This window comes from Streptomyces dengpaensis, assembly GCF_002946835.1.
Lineage (GTDB): Bacteria > Actinomycetota > Actinomycetes > Streptomycetales > Streptomycetaceae > Streptomyces > Streptomyces dengpaensis.
This window is the reverse complement of sequence record NZ_CP026652.1, coordinates 6,064,324-6,084,242: the sequence shown is the minus strand read 5'-3', so window position 1 is coordinate 6,084,242 and position 19,919 is coordinate 6,064,324. Positions and strand designations below refer to the sequence as shown.

General features: G+C 68.2%; 18 protein-coding genes and 4 pseudogenes. 12 read left to right on the top strand and 10 right to left on the bottom strand.

The genetic code is table 11. The annotated features are described in order from the left end of the window. Nucleotides 1–182 precede the first annotated feature (182 nt). The 3 genes and pseudogenes from C4B68_RS28135 (at nt 183) to C4B68_RS28125 (ending at nt 3,194) form a co-directional block, all read left to right on the top strand. Nucleotides 183–2,066 (top strand): FAD/NAD(P)-binding protein, encoded by a 1,884-nt coding sequence (locus C4B68_RS28135; RefSeq protein WP_240634752.1) that lies wholly within the window; start codon nt 183–185, stop codon nt 2,064–2,066. A gap of 11 nt (nt 2,067–2,077) precedes the next feature. Then, nucleotides 2,078–2,299, top strand: a pseudogene (locus tag C4B68_RS28130) (DoxX family protein); the annotation flags it as partial. A gap of 268 nt (nt 2,300–2,567) precedes the next feature. Beyond that, the gene (locus C4B68_RS28125; RefSeq protein WP_167459182.1) at nt 2,568–3,194 is read left to right on the top strand and encodes a DedA family protein; all 627 of its coding nucleotides are present in this window, start codon (nt 2,568–2,570) and stop codon (nt 3,192–3,194) included. 6 nt (nt 3,195–3,200) lie between these two features. On the opposite strand, the gene C4B68_RS28120 is transcribed toward C4B68_RS28125, so the two are convergent. Further along, nucleotides 3,201–3,425 (bottom strand): DUF2277 domain-containing protein, encoded by a 225-nt coding sequence (locus C4B68_RS28120; RefSeq protein ID WP_099504498.1) that lies wholly within the window; start codon nt 3,423–3,425, stop codon nt 3,201–3,203. 255 nt (nt 3,426–3,680) lie between these two features. On the opposite strand from C4B68_RS28120, the gene C4B68_RS28115 reads away from it, so the two are divergent. Continuing rightward, complete coding sequence (locus C4B68_RS28115; RefSeq protein ID WP_099504497.1) at nt 3,681–4,598, top strand: ketopantoate reductase family protein; 918 nt, start codon at nt 3,681–3,683, stop codon at nt 4,596–4,598. A gap of 102 nt (nt 4,599–4,700) precedes the next feature. On the opposite strand, the gene C4B68_RS28110 is transcribed toward C4B68_RS28115, so the two are convergent. After that, the gene (locus C4B68_RS28110; RefSeq protein WP_099504496.1) at nt 4,701–5,066 is read right to left on the bottom strand and encodes an iron chaperone; all 366 of its coding nucleotides are present in this window, start codon (nt 5,064–5,066) and stop codon (nt 4,701–4,703) included. 106 nt (nt 5,067–5,172) lie between these two features. On the opposite strand from C4B68_RS28110, the gene C4B68_RS28105 reads away from it, so the two are divergent. Continuing rightward, nucleotides 5,173–5,517 carry a hypothetical protein gene (locus tag C4B68_RS28105; RefSeq protein WP_099504494.1) on the top strand — a complete coding sequence of 115 codons (345 nt, stop codon included), beginning with the start codon at nt 5,173–5,175 and terminating at the stop codon, nt 5,515–5,517. A gap of 114 nt (nt 5,518–5,631) precedes the next feature. On the opposite strand, the gene C4B68_RS28100 is transcribed toward C4B68_RS28105, so the two are convergent. Beyond that, complete coding sequence (locus tag C4B68_RS28100) at nt 5,632–6,159, bottom strand: GNAT family N-acetyltransferase (RefSeq protein WP_099504492.1); 528 nt, start codon at nt 6,157–6,159, stop codon at nt 5,632–5,634. A 264-nt stretch (nt 6,160–6,423) separates the two neighbouring features. Between C4B68_RS28100 and C4B68_RS28095 the strand changes: the two genes are divergently transcribed. Next, nucleotides 6,424–6,747, top strand: a complete 324-nt coding sequence (locus C4B68_RS28095) for a hypothetical protein (RefSeq protein ID WP_099504490.1) — start codon at nt 6,424–6,426, stop codon at nt 6,745–6,747. Nucleotides 6,748–7,176: 429 nt separating this feature from the next. Here C4B68_RS28095 and C4B68_RS28090 read toward each other — a convergent pair whose 3' ends face one another. Then, a complete protein-coding gene (locus C4B68_RS28090) occupies nt 7,177–9,207 on the bottom strand; it encodes a multicopper oxidase family protein (protein ID WP_240634501.1) in 2,031 nt (676 codons plus the stop codon). A gap of 604 nt (nt 9,208–9,811) precedes the next feature. Between C4B68_RS28090 and C4B68_RS28080 the strand changes: the two genes are divergently transcribed. Further along, nucleotides 9,812–10,450, top strand: a complete 639-nt coding sequence (locus C4B68_RS28080) for an HAD family hydrolase (RefSeq protein ID WP_099504486.1) — start codon at nt 9,812–9,814, stop codon at nt 10,448–10,450. 311 nt (nt 10,451–10,761) lie between these two features. Here the strand turns inward: C4B68_RS28080 and C4B68_RS28075 are convergent, their stop codons facing one another. Beyond that, nucleotides 10,762–12,300, bottom strand: a complete 1,539-nt coding sequence (locus C4B68_RS28075; protein WP_099504576.1) for a PucR family transcriptional regulator — start codon at nt 12,298–12,300, stop codon at nt 10,762–10,764. Nucleotides 12,301–12,409: 109 nt separating this feature from the next. Between C4B68_RS28075 and C4B68_RS28070 the strand changes: the two genes are divergently transcribed. Together C4B68_RS28070 and C4B68_RS28065 are read left to right on the top strand one after the other, a co-directional pair. Beyond that, on the top strand, nt 12,410–13,864 hold the full coding sequence (locus C4B68_RS28070) for a purine-cytosine permease family protein (RefSeq protein ID WP_240634500.1): 1,455 nt from the start codon (nt 12,410–12,412) through the stop codon (nt 13,862–13,864). A 1-nt stretch (nt 13,865) separates the two neighbouring features. Further along, nucleotides 13,866–14,744: a nitrilase family protein gene (locus C4B68_RS28065; protein ID WP_099504574.1), complete on the top strand. Its 879-nt coding sequence runs from the start codon at nt 13,866–13,868 to the stop codon at nt 14,742–14,744. Nucleotides 14,745–14,754: 10 nt separating this feature from the next. Here the strand turns inward: C4B68_RS28065 and C4B68_RS43580 are convergent. Beyond that, nucleotides 14,755–14,853: pseudogene (locus tag C4B68_RS43580) on the bottom strand (NUDIX hydrolase); the annotation flags it as partial. A gap of 40 nt (nt 14,854–14,893) precedes the next feature. On the opposite strand from C4B68_RS43580, the pseudogene C4B68_RS43575 reads away from it, so the two are divergent. After that, a pseudogene (locus C4B68_RS43575) lies at nt 14,894–14,995 on the top strand (hypothetical protein); the annotation flags it as partial. 85 nt (nt 14,996–15,080) lie between these two features. Continuing rightward, nucleotides 15,081–15,959 (top strand): tyrosine-type recombinase/integrase, encoded by an 879-nt coding sequence (locus C4B68_RS28060; RefSeq protein ID WP_240634499.1) that lies wholly within the window; start codon nt 15,081–15,083, stop codon nt 15,957–15,959. A 128-nt stretch (nt 15,960–16,087) separates the two neighbouring features. Here the strand turns inward: C4B68_RS28060 and C4B68_RS44455 are convergent. Together C4B68_RS44455 and C4B68_RS42135 are read right to left on the bottom strand one after the other, a co-directional pair. Further along, nucleotides 16,088–16,458, bottom strand: a pseudogene (locus C4B68_RS44455) (GIY-YIG nuclease family protein). A 582-nt stretch (nt 16,459–17,040) separates the two neighbouring features. Continuing rightward, nucleotides 17,041–17,208, bottom strand: coding sequence for a hypothetical protein (locus tag C4B68_RS42135; RefSeq protein ID WP_167459181.1), 168 nt, complete (start codon nt 17,206–17,208; stop codon nt 17,041–17,043). A gap of 304 nt (nt 17,209–17,512) precedes the next feature. Between C4B68_RS42135 and C4B68_RS28050 the strand changes: the two genes are divergently transcribed. After that, nucleotides 17,513–18,304: an IS5 family transposase gene (locus C4B68_RS28050; protein WP_240634497.1), complete on the top strand. Its 792-nt coding sequence runs from the start codon at nt 17,513–17,515 to the stop codon at nt 18,302–18,304. Here C4B68_RS28050 and C4B68_RS28045 read toward each other — a convergent pair. Continuing rightward, nucleotides 18,261–18,797 carry a hypothetical protein gene (locus C4B68_RS28045; RefSeq protein ID WP_104880019.1) on the bottom strand — a complete coding sequence of 179 codons (537 nt, stop codon included), beginning with the start codon at nt 18,795–18,797 and terminating at the stop codon, nt 18,261–18,263. The genes C4B68_RS28050 and C4B68_RS28045 overlap by 44 nt on opposite strands. Nucleotides 18,798–19,430: 633 nt before the next feature. Continuing rightward, the gene (locus C4B68_RS44450; protein ID WP_306510959.1) at nt 19,431–19,916 is read right to left on the bottom strand and encodes a hypothetical protein; all 486 of its coding nucleotides are present in this window, start codon (nt 19,914–19,916) and stop codon (nt 19,431–19,433) included. Between the last annotated feature and the right edge of the window lie 3 nt (nt 19,917–19,919).

The following is a 19,919-nucleotide window of genomic DNA, read 5'->3' as shown; positions in this document are numbered from 1 at the left end:
CGTCCGCTTCAGGCGGGCCTTTTGCTGCCACGCGCCCCACACGCCCGGGAGTTACACCTTTGTCTGCAGCACCCTCCCCCGAGTTCTCGACTGAGCTCGAACAGGGGGGACCCCCGCCGCCCTCCGGGACCGCTCACGTCTCCGTCGCCGTCGTCGGCGCGGGCCCGCGCGGCACCAGCGTCCTGGAACGCCTCTGCGCCTCCGCGCCCGAGCTGCTCGCGCCGGGCGCACGGCTCACGCTCCACGTCGTCGACCCCGACCCGCCCGGGCCGGGCCGCGTCTGGCGCACCGCGCAGTCGCCGCATCTGCTGATGAACACCGTGGCCTCGCAGGTAACGCTCTTCACCGACGAGAGCGTGGACTGCTCGGGGCCGATCTGTCCGGGGCCGAGCCTGCACACATGGGCGGCGGGCGAGCTGGGCCCCGACGACTATCCGACCCGTGCCCAGTACGGCCGTTACCTGGAGTGGGTCTTCGCCGAGGTGGTGCGCGGGGCGCCGCCGGAGGTCCGGGTCGAGGTGCACGCGGCCCGCGCGATACGGCTCGACGACGCGCCCGACGGCCGTCAGACCCTCACCCTCTCCACCGGCCGCACCCTCACCGGGCTCGCCGCCGTCGTCCTCGCGCAGGGCCACCTTCCCGTTCTCGCGGACCCCGCCGAGCAGCGCCTCACCGCGTACGCCGAGCGGCACGGGCTGCGTCACATCCCGCCCGCCAACCCGGCCGACCTCGACCTCTCCTCCCTCTCCCCCGGCGAACCGGTCCTGCTGCGCGGCCTGGGCCTCAACTTCTTCGACCACATGGCCCTGCTGACGACGGGCCGCGGCGGCCGTTTCGTACGGACCGCACAGGAGGGCCTGCGCTATCTGCCCTCGGGCGAAGAACCCCGTCTGTACGCCGGCTCCCGGCGCGGCATCCCGTACCAGGCCCGCGGCGACAACGCGAAGGGCCCGTACGGCCGCCACATCCCCCTCGTCCTCACCGACGAGGTGATCTCCGGCTTCCGCAAGCGCGCGGACTCCGGTGACGCGCCGGACTTTCTGCGCGAGATATGGCCGTTGGTCGCGAAGGAGGTGGAAACGGTCTACTACGAGGGGGTGTTGGGGCGCTCGCGGACCGGCCTGGACTTCGGGGACGGCGGCAGCGACGGCGACGGCTTGCCAGACGGCTTCAAGGACGACTTCAGGGAGCGCTACCTCGCCATCCCGCACCGGGATCCCCAAGAGGCCGCTCTCCTCGACGAGTTCGGCATCGCGCCCGACGACCGCTGGTCCTGGGACCGCATGTCACGCCCGTACGCCGGACACTCCTTCACCGGACCCGACACCTGGCGCGCATGGCTTCTCGGCCATCTGCACGAGGACGCCGAACAGGCCGCGCTCGGCAATGTCGACGGGCCGCTGAAAGCCGCCCTCGACGTGTTGCGTGATCTGCGCAACGAACTGCGGCGGATCGTGGACCACGGCGGGCTGTCCGGCGATTCGCGCCGGGCGCACCTGGACCGTTGGTATACGCCGCTCAACGCATTCCTCTCCATCGGCCCGCCCCGGCGGCGCATCGAGGAGATGATCGCGCTGATCGAGGCGGGCGTCCTGGACGTCGTCGGGCCCCGGCTCGAGGTGCGGGCCGAGGACGGAGCGTGGCTCGCGCACTCCCCCGACGTGCCGGGTTCGGCCGTACGGGCGACGACGCTCGTGGAGGCGCGGCTACCGGAACCCGATCTGCGCCGGACCGCCGACGAACTCCTCGCCCGGCTGCTGAAGACGGGCCAGTGCCGTCCGCACACCGTGGACGGTTACGAAACCGGAGGGCTGGACGTAACACCGCGTCCCTACCATCTGATCGACCGTCAAGGTCGCCCGCACGCAGGGCGATTCGCGTTCGGGGTGCCCACGGAGGGCGTCCACTGGGTGACCGCGGCCGGGGCCAGGCCGGGCGTGGATTCGGTCACGCTGTCGGACGCCGACGCGGTGGCGCGGGCGGCGCTCCGTGCGGCGACGGCACAAGCGGAACCCCGGGCGGAAATAGACCGTCGACCAAATATTGAACTTGCAAGCATCGATTAGATGCGGAACCCCGCGGCGCGGCGTTCATCGCGTCGGGCTCGATGGCGTTCGCGTACTTCGACGTGCACCAGTCCGCGGCCCTGTGGCCCATCCAGAACGGCGGCGAGCCCGCCGTGCTGTTCTGCTGGGCCATGTTCCTGCTCGTCTTCACCGGTTCCGGTGCGCTCGGCCTCGACCGGCTGTTCGCGGGCCGCACGGCCTCGGCGACCGAGGAGAAGCGGCCTCGGACCCCGTCGCGGCCTGATCGCCCGTACGACCCGCACGTCGGCACCCGTATCCCGTACGGCCCGCACGTCGGCGCTCGTCTCCCGTACGCGGCGGCGGACGCCGACGGCGCTGAGCCAGTGGCCGGTGAACGTGATGTGACAGACACATGAGCCCCTCGTGGAGCTCCTGTCACCCCCGCCGCGTACGCTGTATGGCTGTTACAGGCCGCCCTGCCGCTCCCCGCGACGTCGCGGCGTGGTCGTGCCTACGGGGGATTTTCAGGGGAGTGTTGCGGTGCTGGAGAGTATGGGGTCGCTGACGGGCAGCCCATGGATCTACGCGGCGGTGGCCGTGTCCGTCCTTCTCGATGTGTTCCTGCCGGTCCTGCCGAGCGGCGTCCTGGTCATCGCGGCGGCCACGGCCGCCGCGGCGGGCTCCGCCACCAGCGCCGTCCCGCAGGCCGTACCCGACATCCTCGTGCTCGCCCTGTGCGCGGCCACGGCCTCCGTCCTGGGCGACCTGGTGGCCTACCACCTGGCCTGGCGCGGCGGCAAACGCCTGGACCGGGCCATCGCCCGCTCCCGCCGCCTCACCAGCGCGCAGGAACGTCTCGGCGTGGCCCTCGCGCGCGGCGGCGGCGCCCTGGTCGTCATCGCCCGCTTCGCCCCAGCCGGCCGCTCGGTCGTCTCGCTCGGCGCGGGCGCCGCCCACCGCCGCGTGCGCGAGTTCCTGCCCTGGTCGATACTCGCGGGCGTGACCTGGGCCGGCTACAGCGTCGCCCTCGGCTACTTCGGCGGCCAGTGGCTGGGCGCGACCTGGCTCGCCACGGGCGTCTCCTTCGCGGCGCTGTGCGCCGCGGGCGCGGGCGCGGCCTACCTGATGCGCCGCCCCGGACCCCGGGGGTCGGGCGCCGGCGCATAGAGGGGCCTAGACGCGCTGCGCCGCGCCGCGGACCTCCAGGCCGCCCAGCAGTTCGGCGGTGGCCGCCGCGATCGTCTCGACCGCCTGGTCGAAGACCTCGCGGTTGTGGGCGGCGGGGGCGCGGAAGCCGGAGACCTTGCGGACGTACTGCAGGGCGGCGGCGCGGATCTCCTCCTCGGTGGCCTCTTCGGGGAGCGCGGGCGGGCGGAGCGTCTTGATGCTGCGGCACATGCGTCCAGTGTCGCGCGTACGCCATCCTGGCGGACACCGGTTGGGGTTACCTGGTGGGCACCGGTCTGCCAACCCTGGTGATCACCGGTCGGGAATACCGTCGCGCGCTCCACGGATTGTGGAGGACATGACTACCGTGGACGGCGTTGGAGATCACCTGCTTCCGTACGTCTGCCGCTCCCGCGTGAGCACCTGCGATGATCCATTCCGAGGCGGCCACCTTCCCGGGGCCGACCGATGAGAGGACCGACGGACATGAAGACAGAGCGACTTACGCCCCTGACCATCGCGGTACTGGGCCCGGGCGGCGTCGGCGGTCTGCTCGCCGCGCTGCTGGCGCGTACCGGGCACCGGGTGATCTGCCTGGCCGCGGAGGAGACCGTGCGGGTGCTGGCCACGGACGGCATCAGCGTACGCAGCGGACCCTTCGGCGACTTCACGGCCCGCGTGGAGGCGGACACCGAACTGCGCGAACCCGTCGACGCGTGCCTGATCGCGGTCAAGGCCACGGCACTCGACGCGGCCCTGGAGCGCCTCCCCGCGAAGGCGCTCGGCGACGACGGCCTGGTCGTACCGTTCCTGAACGGCGTCGAACACCCGGCGGCCCTGCGGGAACGCTACCGCCCCGAGCAGGTGGCACCCGCGGCGATCCGCGTGGAGTCAACTCGCCTCGCGCCGGGAGTGATTGAGCACGGCAGCCCCTTCGCGGAGATCGACCTGACCGGCGACACCGTGCCGCGCGACCGCCTCGACGCGCTCGCCGGGGCCCTGGAGGGGGCCGGTGCGCGCGTCCGCGTCACGGACGACGAGGCGCGCACGCTGTGGGCGAAGATGTCGTTCCTCGCGCCGTTCGCTCTGCTGACGACCCGTTACGGTCTGCCGCTGGGCGACGTACGCACGCTCCACCGCGAGGAGTTGACGGCCCTGGTCGAGGAGACCGCGGCCGTCAGCCGCGCGAGCGGCGCCCCCGTCGACCCGGCGGCCGCCCTCGCCCGCTACGACGCCTTCCCGCCGGGGACGAAGTCCTCCATGCAGCGCGACGCCGAGGCGGGCCGCCCGCTCGAGCTGGACGCGATCGGCGGGGCGTTGCTGCGGGCCGCGGACCGGCACGGGGTGGCCGTACCGGTCGCGCGTGAGCTGGTGCGGGCGCTGGCGGGCTGGGACGGCCGCTGACCCGGGCCGGTCGCTGACCCAGGGCTCACGGGGTGGCCGGCGAATCCTCGCGGGTCACCCCGTGGGCCACGGCTGACCGCAGCGTGTTCGAGCGGCAGGAGGTCAGCAGATCGTGCCCGGTTCGGCCGCGGTCGCCTTGAGCAGGTCCCTCACCAGCTCGAAGTCGATACGTTCCGGCTTGCGGAATCGCAGGCAGCCCTTGCCCATGTCCTGCCCTGCCAGCCGGTCCGCGAACGCCTCGCGGACGTCGCTGCGCAGGAGGTAGAAGGAGATGTACTGCTTCTGGCTGGCGAAGGCGATCTCGGCCGTGCCGTCACGCTCATAGGCGGGCATGCCGTACGCCATCACCTCGCCGAATCCCTTGAGCTCCGCCAGGCACATCTGCCGCAGCTCGGTCAGCGCGTCCCTCCGCTCCTCCGGAACCTCGGCGAGGTAGTCACCCACGTCTGTCGCGCTGCTCTGCACCATGGCGCAAGCCTAGCCAGGCGGATGTCGCGGTTCCGGGCTGCACCCGTTCGCGTGAAGTCCCTGAAGCGAGTCGCCACCCAAAATCGAACAGGCGTAGCATTGCGGCGTGGCAGAGACCTATGACTTTCCGAGTGACCTCCTCGCCGGTCAGGAGGAGCTGCATCAGGTCCGGGCCGAGCTGTTGGCCCTGCTGAAACGACTCCCCTGGTCGGTAGAACCCCTGGACGGCTTCAGCGACACGGGCGGCTGGCGCAAGGTGGAGCGCCCCGCCTCGCCCGGCTGGACCGCCGACGAACAGGCCGAGGTGGAGAAGCTCCGCCAGCGGGAGCGCGAGCTGGCGGTGTTCGTGACCTGCCACCGCTTCTGGTCGGAGGTCGCACCCCCGGAGAAGGTCGACGCCCGCATGAGGCTGAAGCACGCGCACGAGCCCCGGGAGCAAGGGGATGCCTGACGTGAAGCCCCACATCGCCGAGCGGTGGAAACACCACGAGCGCCAAGCGGTGGAAATACCACGAGAGGCCTTCGGGATCATCCCCCCGAAGGCCTCTCCACGTACTGGACGGCGTCAGGGCTTCAGGAGGCCGCCCACCCACCAGTCGTGCGGTTCGCCGTTGACCATGCTGCGGTTGCGGAGGGTTCCCTCAAGCGTGAAGCCGAGCTTCTCGGCGAGTGCGCGCGAGGCCGTGTTCCCGGCCATGGCCCACCACTCGATCCTGTGCGCCGCAAGCACGGTGAAGCCCCAGTCACACAGCGCCCGCGCGGCCTCTGTGGAGTACCCCAGGCCGCGCTGCTCCTTGGCCGCCCAATAGCCGAGTTCGTAGACGCCCTGGAAGAGCTTGGTCAGACAGAAGGAGCCGACCAGGGCCCCATTGTCCGTACGGAAGGCACCGAGGATGTAGTCGCGGTCCGTGGTCCAGCCCTGCGGCGCGGTCTCCACGACGTACTTCTCGGCGTCCTCGCGCCGGAAGGGTGTGGGTGTCGGCGTGTAGTACTGGATGTCCGCGTCTTGGCAGGCCGCGTACACCGCGTCCGCATCGGCGGGGGTGAAGGGCCTGAGCAGGAGGCGGGCGGTCTCCAACGTCACGGGATCCATGGCGGCAGTATGGCCAGCGGGCCGCAGGGGGAACCAGCGAATTACTCACGCCCGACGAGCTTCCCGCGGCACGCGCCGAAACGCGAACCGACAGATCTGGCAGCCCACCCGCCACGTCCTGCTCGCCTTGGGCAAGGTGGCCTCCTTGCCCCTCCACTCACAGATCAAGAAGACCCTCTAGCGGCATGCGACATTCCGCAGGACAGTGTGGCAAATAGGCGCAACAGCGACCGGTAGGAGAGGGCTCCGCTCGGGGGAGGATCCATGGCAGTCTTGTTCAACGCCAAAGGCGAGTGGGACGCGTACCAGAGCAACGGCCAGGGCATCGGAGTCAACGTCACCCATCAGGACGGGGACGGTGCGATCTCGGGCTTCGCCCGGCACGCCAGCGGGACGGGGAGTCTGACGGGCAGGGTGACCGACAACGCGATCTGGTTCGTGGTCACATGGCCCTTCGGAAACGCGAAGGGCCGCTACACAGGCACCCGAGGGTTCGATGGCCGCGTGTCCGGAACCACGGCCGACCTGAACCACCCGGAGAGCGTCGCGTCCTGGTGGAGCGCCCACAAATTCCCTGACTTGGGCTGAACATCGCCGACGATTGCCCCTCCCGTCCGCAGTGCCTCGCCCGCCGCACGGGCCGAGGACCGGCTCCACGCCCCACACGCGAGGGCCCGGATCTCAGGCTCCAGCTTGGAGGTAGGCGGCCCACAGGGCGCGCCTGCGCATGGCCGGATCCAGACGGCCTACCGTGCGTACAGGGATCACTCGGTCGGCTGCGCCGACTGCGGGTACGGCGAGATGCGCTGCGCGCAGGCCGCCGAGCTGTGGCACATGTATCGGGCGCGCGCTCGTAGACCTCCTGGCGCCCGGTTGGTCCGGCCGGGTTCCGGGTGGGTGGGTCGGCCGCCCCGCCATCACAGTAGAGACCGCACCCTCGGTCCGCCGCGCACGGCGTCAGTACCGGTCCGGGCTCCTTGGACGCGGACCGGCACTGACGCCGGTCGATCGATCCCGTCAATGGCCGTGGCCGCCACCGCCGTTGCCCCCGTGGTCACCACCGCCGTCGTCGCCGTGGCCGACGATCGTCCACGGGCGCATCAGGTCGTCGTCTTCGTGTTCGAGAATGTGGCAGTGGTGGATGTACGTCGCCGGGAGTTCGGTGCCGCTGCCCGGAATCGACGCGATCGTACCCGTCGGCGGAGTGAATTCCTGAATGATGATTCTGGTCACCGTCTCCGGATAGGATTTGAACGTATCCTTGTTGGACCGTGCTTCGTCCGGGTCCGGCGGAATCGGTGGACCGGTGAAATAGTTCGCCAGCACCGGAAGGTCCTTCGGTTTGCGGCCACCGTCAATCCACTTTTCGTAATCCTCCTGGTAGCTGGCCGCGTCGATCGGCTGCCTGTTCAACACCTGGAAGTTGACGAGGTGGACATGCATCGGGTGGGCGTCGTGGTTGGGATTGATGTACTCCCAGATCTCGGTCGAGCCATCCTTGATGAAGTCCTGGGACGGTGCCTCGAATGGCATCGCGTTGAACGTCATGGTCCTGAAGAGCTTGTGCTGGTACACGACCCATTGCCGCCGCCGGGTGTTCGGTTTCGGCTTGACAGGTGCGACCGTCGGCAGCCTGAGTTCCTTGGGAGACCTCGTCCTGTCCGCGCCTCCGGACAATGGTTTGGTGACCCGGAACTCCATGATTTCCCGGATTTCCGGCCCCTCGCCCGGCATGCCGGGGTAGTGGACCGGCGCGTGGTAGTTCGTCAATCTGACATTCGTGCCCATGGGCACCTGACTGAAGTCGACGATCAGGTCGTACCGCTCGGCCGGCGAGATCAGGAAGTTCAGCATTTGCAACGGAGGACGGAAGCCGCCGTCGGTGCCGATCAGCCAGAACGGCAGATTGACCTGGGGCAGGGTATCCCTGGGCCAAGCCTCGAACCTCAGCCGCCAGAAACGCTCGTTCGAAGCGTTGAGAAAGCGCAGCCGATAGCGTCGCCGCTCGACGGCCAGGTAAGGGAACACCTTCCCGTTGACGACCGGGGTGTCCTCGCCTTCCCTCAAGGTCATGGTGTAGGCGAGCGAGCCGTCCGCGTGGAAGGTCCGGTCCTGCAAGATGAGGGGGACCTCGAATTCGCCTCGCGGCAGCCCGAGACGCTCGTCGGCGGGGTCACGAACGAGCCAGAGACCGGCAAGGCCCGCATAGACGTTGGTGCTGGTCATCCCCATGCCGTGATCGTGATACCAGAGCATGCACGAACGCTCATGGTTGGTGTAGCCGTAGATCGCTTCGTTGCGTTTGACCAGGCCCGGTTCCAGGGTGGTGTAGTGCTCGGCGTGGATGCCGTCCGGGCTGAACGACTGCATCGGCATGCCGTCGGACTGTGGCGCTGTGAAACCGCCGTGCTGGTGTACGACGTTCCACACGTTGACATTCGAGGGAAAAGGCAGGACGGCCTTGTATGGAGGCGGAGGGGTCGGGGTGAGCTCTTCGCACCCGCTGCGAATGGCGTCGATCACGAACTGGAACAGGTGCGTGGTCGGCAGTTCATTGCGGTATTTGACGACCGTCGGGTGGTTCGTGTTTACGCTGATGGTCGGGCCGAGATAGCCCATGCCGGTCGGCTTGTCAGGATCGTGCGGGTTATTGGCCCAGTAACCCCACACGGTGGCCGGCCCGAGATCCCGGTGGAAGCGCCACGAGCCCTGCCGCATCGTGATCTCGTAGTAGTCGGCGCCCGGATAAACGGAAGGATCCGAGACGGCTGTCGACGGGATGGGGAGCGGGTCGACATACTTCTTCAGCGGAGGGGTGTGCGTGAGCGGGATGTCCGGACACACTGCCCCGCGAGTCGGCGCCGCATACGCCTGCGCTCCCAGACCACCCTGTGGAAGCATGGCCGCACCCCCCATGGCACCGGCCATGAGGAATTTCCTTCGCTCAACCATTGTCGCCAGCCTTCCATCGCCTCGCGTGACGTTGAAGAGATACAGGGCTGGTTCGGAACGTTGCCGCAGCACGCCGGTCCGGTCCGAGAAAGCCACTCATTGAGCCGATCTCGGCAGAAATTCGACAGCCATCAGAATTAAAATCGAATTATTATCGCCAGCCTGCGTACACGTAAAACCGCGTCACCTGGTGCGGAAGAACTCGCTCATCCCACCCGCAGCCGCTCCTGCCGTACGGCGACTCCCATTCGCCCGTGAGCTGATATCCGTGACGCGCCATTTGTAAGCACCCTGAATAACTCGACAATCTACGGCGCCGCCGAGCAGGTGGGAAAGACCAAGGCCCAGGTCTCCCGGTTCGCACCGGTTGACCTGGGCCTTGTTCGCGTCCTGAGACTGGTGCGCGCGGACGGTTTCGAACCGCCGACAACCGCCTTGTAAGGGCGGACGTGCGAGGCAACGAAGGCAGGCAGGTCACTCCGGGATCGGAGGGGGCCCAGCTCAGCGAGGCGCGTCGACTGCTGCGAGCCGATGTTGTCCGTGCTTGACCGCCAGATGTGGCACGGCCAGACACCTGCTGAGCGACGGCGTTGTCACGCAGTTCCCTGCCCGCAGCACGTAGCGCGCCGCCGGGCGCGGCCAGCCGGGGCGGAGACTGGCAGCGAGGGAATGCCGGTGACGCCGTAGGCTCCGCGGCGTGATGGAGACCATCGTGTTCGACGTCGGCGAGACGATCACCCGGGACGACCGCTACTGGGGTTCCTGGGCCGACTGGCTCGGCGTTCCCCGCCACACCCTCTCCGCGCTCGTCGGCGCGGTCGTTGCCCAGGGGCGCGACAACGCGGACGCGTTGCGCCTGGCCCGTCCGGGCATCGACGTCGCCGCCGAGTACCGCGCAAGGGAAGCCGCAGGCCATGGTGAGGTCCTCGACGAAAGAGACTTGTACGACGACGTCTTTCCGGCGCTGTCCAGGCTCCGCGAGCTCGGCATCCGCGTCGTCATCGCCGGAAACCAGACGTCCCGCGTCGGCGGGCTCCTGCGCGCCCTGGGCCTGCCCGCGGACCTCATTGCCACCTCCGGCGAGTGGGGAGTCGCCAAGCCGCACCCCGAGTTCTTCGAGCGGGTGATGGACGTGGCGCATGCCGCCCCCCGAGAAACCGTGTACGTCGGCGACCATCCGGCCAACGACCTCTTCCCAGCGAAAGCAGCAGGGCTGCGAACAGCTCACATCCGTCGCGGCCCCTGGGGACACCTATGGGCTGATGACCCAGAAGTGGTGGCGGTCGCGGACTGGCGAATCGACAGTCTCACCCAGCTCACCACGATCATCGATGACTGACCTCAACGAGGCAGCACCACCTCCGAGTTACGGCGGGGCCGTTCGCACATCCCGCACGTCACCGTGCGGATACGGTTCGAGTGGACGCCCCGATCGGAGCTTGTATGCCCGAATCCATACATGTGGGCAAGCGCATCGCGACGGCCAGACGGGGTACAGGTCGGCTTCGATCGCGATCCACCGCGTCCCGCTTGAACTCTTCGGGGTAATTCTTCCGCTTTGTCACCAAGGATCACTTCCCCTGGATGACGAAACATCCAGCGTCCAGGTGTCGGGATGTCGGGGGTCACTCCAGCCCCTTCTTTTCTTCCTCACGTGGGCGGTATCGGCTGCTTAGGCGCTGCACCGGGAGAGGTGGGCGTGTGCTGCGCGGCTTGCCTCCCCCTGATTGCCAGCCAGAGATCGAAACGGTCGTCACCGTCGTCGAGACGTCGGCCAGTGACTCGCATGACCTTGTCGAGGCGGTTGCGGACGGTGTGCCGGTGGACACCGAGTCGCCGGCTCGTCTCGTCCCAGGAGCCGGCGGTGTCCAACCAGGTCGCAAGCGTGGCCACCAGGTCGCCGGACGGATCGGCATCGTCGAGTGCCCCGAGCACGGCGTCCGCGTATCCGCTGAGCACAAAGCGGTTGCCGAGCTCCAGCAGCAGCTGTCCGGACCTGTTCGCCTGCGCTTCCACCGGACGCCCCGCGATTCGGCTTATTCCCAGCAGGCCCCGGGCTTGTCGAAGTGAGGAGGCAGCCGACTCCGGCGGGACGGAGGGTCCGATACCTGTCGGGAAGCCCGGAGCAAACCGGTTGAGGACTTCCAGTACGTCCAGATCGCCGCCGACGACGGCTTCGACCACGCCGCCCGTGACCCGGGCCAGGCCACCCGGCACGGCGAGCGCCAAATCTGCCACCACATCATCCGCGTCGGCTGTGGGCTCAATGGCGATGCCGCGCACGGCGTCGGTGACGAGGCCGGCCGCAGCGAGGAGATCGCGGACCTGCTCGGCCGTCGTACCTTCGGTCAGGAGCTGCCCGAGGAGGGCGCAGCGACGCCTGCGACCAGGCTCGTCCGCCAGGTGCCGCCGTTCCAGCTCCAGTGACAGGAGAGAGACCAGCCCCGAGGCGAGCAGGCGCGTGGCCGGGTCCATTTCGCCGGTCAGCATCAGCAGGCCGCGCAGGCGCTGGGCACCGAGAGGCTGCACCTCCACGTGCGCGCTGTGGACGATGCTGGTTCCGCTGCCGAGCAGACCCCGGACAGCGACCCGCTGGATCAGGTCTCCGCTGGCCTCCAGCGCAGCTTCGGTGCCCCGCCCCACCGAGGCGATGATCCGGCCCAACGGATCGGTGACTGCCGCGCCCACACCGGTGGCCTGCGCCCACGCCTCCAAGGTGGCCGTCAGTCCGCGGCCCGACGCAGCGGCGGCAGTCAGTCGACGCTGAGCCTCGTATGCGCGCTCCAGGGCGAGACGCTGTTCAGCTGCCCGGGCAGCGAACACGGCCTTGGTGATCGCGATGAACGGGACCTCATGAGGCACGGTGAGCAGCGGAAGCCCTGCCTCCTGGGCGGCTTCGACCAACGGCGCCGGGGCCTCTTGGTAGGGCAGCTCGTGTCCGAGTCCGAGCACCAGGCAGCTGGCTCCACCTGCATCAACATCATGAACGTAGGCCCGACACGCACTGCGGTCCATGGGTAGCAGCAGTCCAACGGTCATGAGGAGCTCACCGCCTTGGAGCCAGGCCCCGGGGCGGAGCAGTTCTGAGACGTGAGCGGCCTCGATGGGGCGATCCAGACGATCCCGGGCGGCCGCAACCGAGAGGCGGAGGTCAGGCAGGTCGAGTAGGTCGACGATGCGGAAGGGCATGGACATAGTGTCCATGCCCTTCCCAGCAGATTCGCCCTGGAGTCGATCGTCGTACATTTTTCAACCACATACACTGCATATCCGGCCGCCTGCCTTCTGAGGAGGACCCATGGACGACGCAAAGTCCGCATCTGGCTCCGGGATGATCGAAGTACGCTCCATCGACTACGTGCCGGCGCGTGAGCGGCACGGCAAAGTGTGGCACCAGGGGCCGTTCTGGTTCACGGGCAACTTCGTGCTCACCACGATGGTCACTGGTTTCATCGGCCCGGCCCTTGGGCTGAGCCTGGGCTGGTCGATCGCGGCTGTCGTCCTCGGTGCCGGCTTTGGCACCTTCTTCATGGCGTTCCATGCCAACCAAGGCCCGCGGATGGGTCTGCCGCAGATGATCCAGTCCCGGGCACAGTTCGGCATCCGTGGTGCGATCGTGCCCTTCACCGCTGTGGTGTTCGTTTACATCGGCTTCAACGTGTTCAACGTCGTGCTGGCCACGCAAGGTCTGCAGACCGTACTGCCGGGTGGCACGACGCTGTGGTACGCAATCCTCATTGGCCTGGCCATAGTTCTGGCGGTGGTCGGCTACGACCTCCTGCACCTGGTGCAGCGCTGGCTGACCTACCTGCTCATCGTGGTGTTCGGCATCCTGACGGTCGGCGCGCTGGTGAACCTGGACACCAATACGCCGCATGCCGCCAATGGCGGCAGCTCCTGGACGGCATTCCTGGTGGTCTTCTCCGCCGCTGCCGGCTACCAGATCAGCTACGCGGTGTATGTCTCCGACTACTCCCGCTACCTTCCGGCGAACGTCTCCGCCAAGAAGGTCATCTGGTGGACCTACGCGGGAGCGGCGGGCTCTGCCGTTTGGCTGATGTCGCTTGGCGCCCTGCTCGCCTCGGCACTACCCGACCCGGACGTGATCGCCGGCATTCGCCAAGTCGGCAACGACATCCTGCCCGGATTCGGCACCTTCACGGTCGTCATCTCGTCTCTGGCACTGATCACCATCATGGCCGTCAACGCTTACGGAGCGATGCTCACCACCACCAGCGCGGTGGACGCCTTCAAGAAGGTGAAGCCGACTATCCGTGCCCGGGTCGCCGGCATTGTGGCCATCGAACTGGTGGTTTTCGGGGTGGCCCTGGCTCTACCAGCGGACTATCTCGGCAGCTTCAACAACTTCGTGCTGCTGATGCTGTACTTCCTGATCCCGTGGACCGCGGTCAACCTCGTGGACTTCTACTTCGTGCGGCGAGGTCACTACGCCATCACCGCTATCTTCGACCCGCGGGGCATCTACGGGCGCTGGTCCTGGCGTGGCCTGACGGCCTACACCGTCGGCCTGACCGCGATGGTCCCCTTCTTCGCCACCTCCTTCTACACCGGCCCGGTCACCAAGGCTCTGGGCGGCGCCGATGTCTCCTTCGTTGTGGGCCTCGCGGTGGCAGGCCTGCTGTACTACGTGCTCAGCCGTGGTCTGGACATGCGCGCCGAGAAAGCAGCCGTAGCCGCCAGTGAGCATGAGCTGAATGACGACCATGCCCCTGCAGCCCCGGCCGGGGTGTGACATGAGCGCGGTACCCTCCGGTGTTGTCACTCCCGTCGCCTGCTGCCAGCTCGCTCTCTCCGTCGGCGACCTGGACGGCAACCGTGCTGCCGCGCAGCAAGCGATCAAAGGCGCTGCCGCGGCCGGGGCAAAGGTCGTAGTGCTGCCTGAACTTGCCAACAGCGGCTACGTGTTCCGCGACACGGCGGAGGCGTCGGAGCTCGCCGAACCGTTCGACGGTCCCACCGTCACCGGCTGGACCGAGATGGCGCGTCGGCACGACCTGATTGTGGTCGGCGGGATCTGCGAGCGTGACGAGGGGGGGCGCCTGCATAATTCGGCCGTCCTCGTCGACGCCGACGGCGTACGCGCCCTCTACCGCAAGGCCCACCTGTGGGATGCCGAGAAGACCATCTTCGAGCCCGGCGCGGAGCTACCGCCCGTCGTAGACACGGCAGTGGGGCGGATCGGCGTGCTGGTCTGCTACGACTTGGAATTCCCGGAGTGGGTCCGTACCGTCGCCCTGCGCGGCGCCGACCTGCTCTGCGCCCCGGTGAACTGGCCACTGTTTCCGCGCCCCGAAGGCGAGCGCCCGGCCGAGGTAGTGCGCGTGCAGGCGAACGCAGCGGTCAACCGCATGTTCGTCGCCGCATGCGACCGCACTGGAGTCGAGCGCGGCGTGTCCTGGACCGGCGGGTCGGTGATTGCAGACCCCGACGGCCACCCGGCTGCCGGCCCCCTGCCTACTTACGAAGAAGGCATGGTGATCGCCAAGTGCAAGCTCGGTGACGCCAGGGACAAGCGCCTCAGCGCCCGCAATGACGTGTTCGCCGACCGTCGGCCCGACCTGTACCGCTCGATTCTGCAGTCAGTGGTTAGGACGGATTCTCGGACGAGCTAGTGGAAGCGCCCTGCGTGACACCGCCGGGTGCCTCCCAAGTGCCGTTGTCCGCCCTGCGGATAGCAAGGGTCCTGCCGTCTCCACGAACGGTGATCCCTGCGACCGACACCGAGATCCTCGATGGCAACTGGCAGAACCCCGACGTCAAGATGGCTTTTGGCGACTTCGCAGAGTCCTGGTTCAAAGATCGCGACTACGCGGCCACCACCCGGGAACGCAACGCGGGCGTGCTCAACCTGCACATCCTGCCGACGTTCCGCGCGGTCCCCCTGCGAGAGATCACCACGCCGCAGGTACGGCGTCGGCGTAACCGACCTCCTGGACGCGGGTGTCGGCGTGGCCACCGTTGCCAAGGCGTATCAGGTCCTCCGCGCCATCATGAACACGGCCGTGGACGACGGGCTGATCCAGCGCAACCCGTGCCGGATCAAGGGTGCTGGGGCGGTCACTCACACCGAGCGGCCGTTCCTCTCCGTGCCCGAGTTCTACCGGCTCGCCGACGCCGTTCCGCCTCACTGCCGCGTCCTGGTCCTCCTGGCCGCGTTCACGGCGCTCCGCTTCGGTGAGCTGGCCGCTCTCCAGCGCCTGGACATCGACCTGGAGGCCCGAACGGTGTCCGTCCGCCGTTCCTACGCCGGGACGTGCACCGACGGCCTCACGGTGAAGGCACCCAAGAGCGCGGCCGGTGTCCGCACCGTGGCGTTCCCGGCCTCGCTCATCCCGGAGCTGGCTCACCACCTGCCCGAGCACGCCGCTGCGGGCCGAACCGGCCTCGTCTTCGTCGGCGCCCGCGGTGGTGTTCTGGGGCGGAACAACTTCCGGCGGATCTGGCTCCGGGCGCTCGACGCGACCGGCCTCGGTGACGTCCACTTCCACGACCTCCGGCACACCGGGAACACCCTCGCCGCGACCGGTGGCGCCACCACCCGCGAGCTGATGCACCGCATGGGCGACTCGTCGGTGCGAGCAGCGCTGATCTATCAGCACCTCGTCAACGGCCGTGACCACCAGAACGCCGACTACGTCGACGGTCAGATCAGGAAGGTGAAGCGGCCCCGCGCGGCCCATCTGGCACGTAAGTGGCACGGCGCCGACAAGCCGCCGAGAAAGATCAAGGCCCAGGTCCCCGGCTTCGCACCGGTTGACCTGGGCCTTGATCGGGTCCTGAGACTGGTGGGCGCGGACGGTTTCGAACCGCCGACATCCGCCTTGTAAGTTCGCTGGCAGCGCGGTGCGGCGTGCAGGAACGGGGCCCTCTGGTCGCTCGCTGATCCGGCTGTGGTCGCTTCGGTGCACCATCGTTCGCCGCCGTTGATGTCAACAGGTGATGTCAGCCTGACGGGCTATGCACTGACGGCCAACTCCCGTGCTCGCTGGCGGGCTTGGGGTCTCAGCTCCTTGAGACGGCCGTGGAACGGGTTGTGCCGGTTCTGGTCGAGGTTCAGAGGCAGGTCGAGTTGAGAGATGAGCTCCGACTCCATGGTCCACGGTTCGGCTTGCTCGATCCAGCACACTCGGGCGTTCTCCGCCATCCACTGACTGAGGGAGGCCTCCCGGCCTTGCCGAAGGTCATGCGCTTCCCGCTGCCTACGCGGCGCAACTCAAGCCCGAGCAGGCAACCGAGCGTGAGGCGAAGCGTCGATCCGGCCGCATTGCCCCGGTAGTGATACCGCACGCGCTTGCGGAGATTCTGCGTGCTGGTCCGGTTCGCCATGTACCGCGGGGCTATCCTGACGTAGAGCAGGCGCCCGGCAGCGAGGTCTGCACAGGGAGCCTTCTCGAAGTACCACCCGTAGACCCCGGCCGCCGCCGGCACCGGGCTGGGACGCAACAAGACCTCCTGCGCCGACCACAGCCGATCCGGTTCGGTGAGAGCAGCATGGGCCACGGAGCCTCCAAGGTCGGCGGGCTGTTGGCCGCAGGCTACTGGCTGACTACGTGGGCCCCAGCTGCAGACCGGACACCGCGGCCTTGTAGGGGCGGGGATGAGGAAGGACCCTGGTGCGCAGGTCACCCCAGCTCTGAAGAGCTCGCAGGTCACCGGCACATCTCAGCTGATGCGAGCCGCTGTTGACCGTGGTTGACCGCTCTATCTGGCACGGCTGTGGCACGCGCTGTGAGACCAGGCGCTTAGAAGATGCGGGCACACCTTATTCGGAGGGCCCGGCGGCACCCTGTCGCTACCGTGCCGGGCCGCCCAGCGGCGCTGACGTCCGTCGTCGTTGCCATCAACGCTGCCTTCACTGCCGTCAGTAGTTTGGGCGAAGACGACCGGCCAGCCGTGGCGCTCGCACTGCTACCTCTTGCAGTGCTGGCAGGCTGTGAGCCCCTGTTCCTTGGCCTTGTCCTCCGACATCGAATCCTGCCCCATGTAGGTGTCCTGCTTCCCGTTCAACGACGGACAGTCGGCGTCAGTGTGGTACTTGGTCCGGTGGTCTCCGATGCGTACGTGGACAGTGCTCATGAGGTCTCCCGAGCTGGTCGCCTGACGATGTGTAAGTAGCTGTTGTCGTACCGATCTTGGGGTTTGTCGATCGCACGGGAGTCCCGATTGGGTGGTCGCGGGGTGCTCGGCGCATACGAGCAGGGCCTCCTGAACAGCTCGTTGGTGTCGAATCACCGAGCAACATCAGGAGGCCCTGGTGCCGCAGTGTTCCGTGTCGACGGGCGGGCAGTCCAGTTCAGTCATGCTGGAGTGTGACTGTCTGGCTCACCGGTTCGGAAACGCCGCCGACAACGGGTCCAGGCAGCCGCGTTATCCGACGGATATGACGGACGCGGAGTGGGCGGCCATCCGGCCGTTGTTGCCGGTGCCTGGCTGGATGCGCGGACGGGGAGGGCAGCCGGAGGCGTACTGCCACCGGGCGATACTCGATGCGATCCGCTACCTGGTCGACAATGGCATCAAGTGGCGGGCGATGCCGGCCGACTTCCCGCCGTGGGACCGGGTGTATGCGTTCTTCCGCCGCTGGCGCGACCACGGCATGGTCAAGGAGTTCCACGACCGGCTGCGCGCCAAGGTCCGCGAGAAGTTGGGCCGCGACGCGGAGCCGACGGCCGGTGTGATCGACTCGCAGTCGGTCAAGGCGGACGCCGTCGTCGGCTCTGACAGCCGCGGGTTCGACGGCGGCAAGCTGATCAACGGGCGCAAGCGGCACGTCGTGGTCGACACGCTCGGCCTGCTGCTGGGGGTGATGGTCACCGCTGCGGACACCGGCGACCGCGCCGCCGCCCGGGTCCTGCTGCACCAAGTCGCGGACGCGCACCATCGGTTGGCCCTGGTCTGGGCTGATGGCGGCTACACCGGCAGCCTCGTCGAGTACTGCCTGGCCACGCTCGCGCTGGTCCTGGCGATCGTCAGACGCAGCGACGACCAGAAGGGGTTCGTGGTGCTGCCCAAGCGGTGGATCGTCGAGCGGTTCTTCGCCCACCTGATGCGCACCCGTCGCCTGGTGCGCGACTTCGAGCGCCGCACCGCCAGCGCCGAGGCGATGGTCTACTGGTCGATGATCTTGCTCATGACGCGCCGCCTGGCCCGGCCACACCCTGCGCGAGGGTGAACCGGCCCGGCGCGGGCTCGGCCAGCCAGCCCCGCGCGACCAGGCGTTTCGCCTTCGACCGCAGTGCCTCCACCCGCGCCGGCACCACGTCCATGCCGAACGCTGCGGCCATCTCCTGGCAGGTCAGCGGCCCTTGACCGAGCCGGGCTCGGTCTCCGGCCGCCTGCAGGATGCGCTGGTAGTCCGCCGACAGCACCGACCAGGGCTGCCCTTCACGCCACATGGGCACCTGCGACTTCGGCTTCACCGCATCCCGGGGCGCCGACGGCGCAGCCGCATCCCGCACATCCGGAGTGAACTCCGTGCTGGCGGTATCGCCGCCGTCCGAAGCCAGCACCGTAACGACCCGCCTGCGGGCGATCACCCACTCCTGCCATTCCAGCTCGGCCACGGCCAACTCGGCCTGGATACGGTCGGCCTCCTCACGCAGCTCGTCCACGCGACGGCGGGCACCCAGCTCACGCTGTTCCAACAGACCAGCCACCGACGGCATCCACGACCTCCCGGGAGCGACAGCACGACAGGCCACTACTCCCACGGGACCTCCGGCCCTACGCCCGACCAGCGGAAACGCAGCCCTCAAGTCCGGAAAGACAACAACTTCTAACCGCCCAATAGGCGCGACTGCCGGCGGCGAGCTTCCGCCGATGCCATGCGTGTCCGCTGGGGTGTGGCTACCGTCGGGCGTCACTGCCGTCCGCGCAGTGTTCGGGGGCACGCCCTGGCTGAGGAGAGGGTGGTCCAGCTCAGCCGCAACTGACCGGCGGCGGCCGTGACCTGCGGCCTTCTACTCGATTACCGCTCTGAACTGCTGCTGAGCTGTCGGCAGTTGTCAGCGTTGGTCACCGACGAGCGCCCTTCCAAATATCCCGATTACGAAGACCTGCGCAGGGCCGTCGTTTGGCGTAGTGACGACGATGGGTCGGGAGCGCTATGGACCGGTGTCTCTATCGATCAACTCGTACCACATGACAGCATGCCGGAGCCCTCTTATACATGGGGTGCTGTGATCGAATCTTCCCTGGAAAATCTGGCCTCCCTGCCGGATGCGCCCCCCGTGGACCGCGCGCCGCACGTTCGAGTACTGGCGCGACTCGACGAACCTCGAGTCGCACTTCGGCCTCGGCTACGCGGGCGACCTCGCCCAGTTCATCGGCACGCAGACCCGCGCGGACGCGAACGCCGCGGCGAACAGGCGCGCCGACGGCACTGGCGCAGTGTCGATCGAGACCGCGTCCAACCTGGGCGCGACCGACAAGTGGACCGGCGAGCAGGTCGAGCAGCTGATCAAGCTCGGGGTGTGGCTGCACAAGGAGCACGGCATCCCGCTGCGCTGTGCCGCACCGCCGACGACCCCGGATTCGGCTGGCACAAGCAGTTCAGCGCGTGGAACCCCAACGAGCACGCCTGCCCCGGCCCGGCCCGTATCGAGCAGTTCAAGACCGTCGTGTTCCCGGGCATCGTCGCCCGCGCAACTGGCACAACCACCGAGGAGGACAACATGCCCACGGTCGATGAGATCGCTACGGCGGTGCTGAAGAAGGAACGGAATCATCTCCGTCCCTGGCGCCCCGGCGAGCAATCCGACCTGGACTCTGTCCAGTTCGGTCACCGA

Bases quoted from the DNA above. Each gene is read 5' to 3' on its own strand.
- C4B68_RS28120 (WP_099504498.1), bottom strand. From the start codon at position 3,425: ATGTGCCGCAGCATCAAGACGCTCCGCCCGCCCGCGCTCCCCGAAGAG.
- C4B68_RS28115 (WP_099504497.1), top strand. From the start codon at position 3,681: ATGAAGACAGAGCGACTTACGCCCCTGACCATCGCGGTACTGGGCCCG.
- C4B68_RS28110 (WP_099504496.1), bottom strand. From the start codon at position 5,066: ATGGTGCAGAGCAGCGCGACAGACGTGGGTGACTACCTCGCCGAGGTT.
- C4B68_RS28100 (WP_099504492.1), bottom strand. From the start codon at position 6,159: ATGGATCCCGTGACGTTGGAGACCGCCCGCCTCCTGCTCAGGCCCTTC.
- C4B68_RS28095 (WP_099504490.1), top strand. From the start codon at position 6,424: ATGGCAGTCTTGTTCAACGCCAAAGGCGAGTGGGACGCGTACCAGAGC.
- C4B68_RS28080 (WP_099504486.1), top strand. From the start codon at position 9,812: ATGGAGACCATCGTGTTCGACGTCGGCGAGACGATCACCCGGGACGAC.
- C4B68_RS28075 (WP_099504576.1), bottom strand. From the start codon at position 12,300: ATGCCCTTCCGCATCGTCGACCTACTCGACCTGCCTGACCTCCGCCTC.
- C4B68_RS28070 (WP_240634500.1), top strand. From the start codon at position 12,410: ATGGACGACGCAAAGTCCGCATCTGGCTCCGGGATGATCGAAGTACGC.
- C4B68_RS28065 (WP_099504574.1), top strand. From the start codon at position 13,866: ATGAGCGCGGTACCCTCCGGTGTTGTCACTCCCGTCGCCTGCTGCCAG.
- C4B68_RS42135 (WP_167459181.1), bottom strand. From the start codon at position 17,208: ATGAGCACTGTCCACGTACGCATCGGAGACCACCGGACCAAGTACCAC.
- C4B68_RS28050 (WP_240634497.1), top strand. From the start codon at position 17,513: ATGACGGACGCGGAGTGGGCGGCCATCCGGCCGTTGTTGCCGGTGCCT.
- C4B68_RS28045 (WP_104880019.1), bottom strand. From the start codon at position 18,797: ATGCCGTCGGTGGCTGGTCTGTTGGAACAGCGTGAGCTGGGTGCCCGC.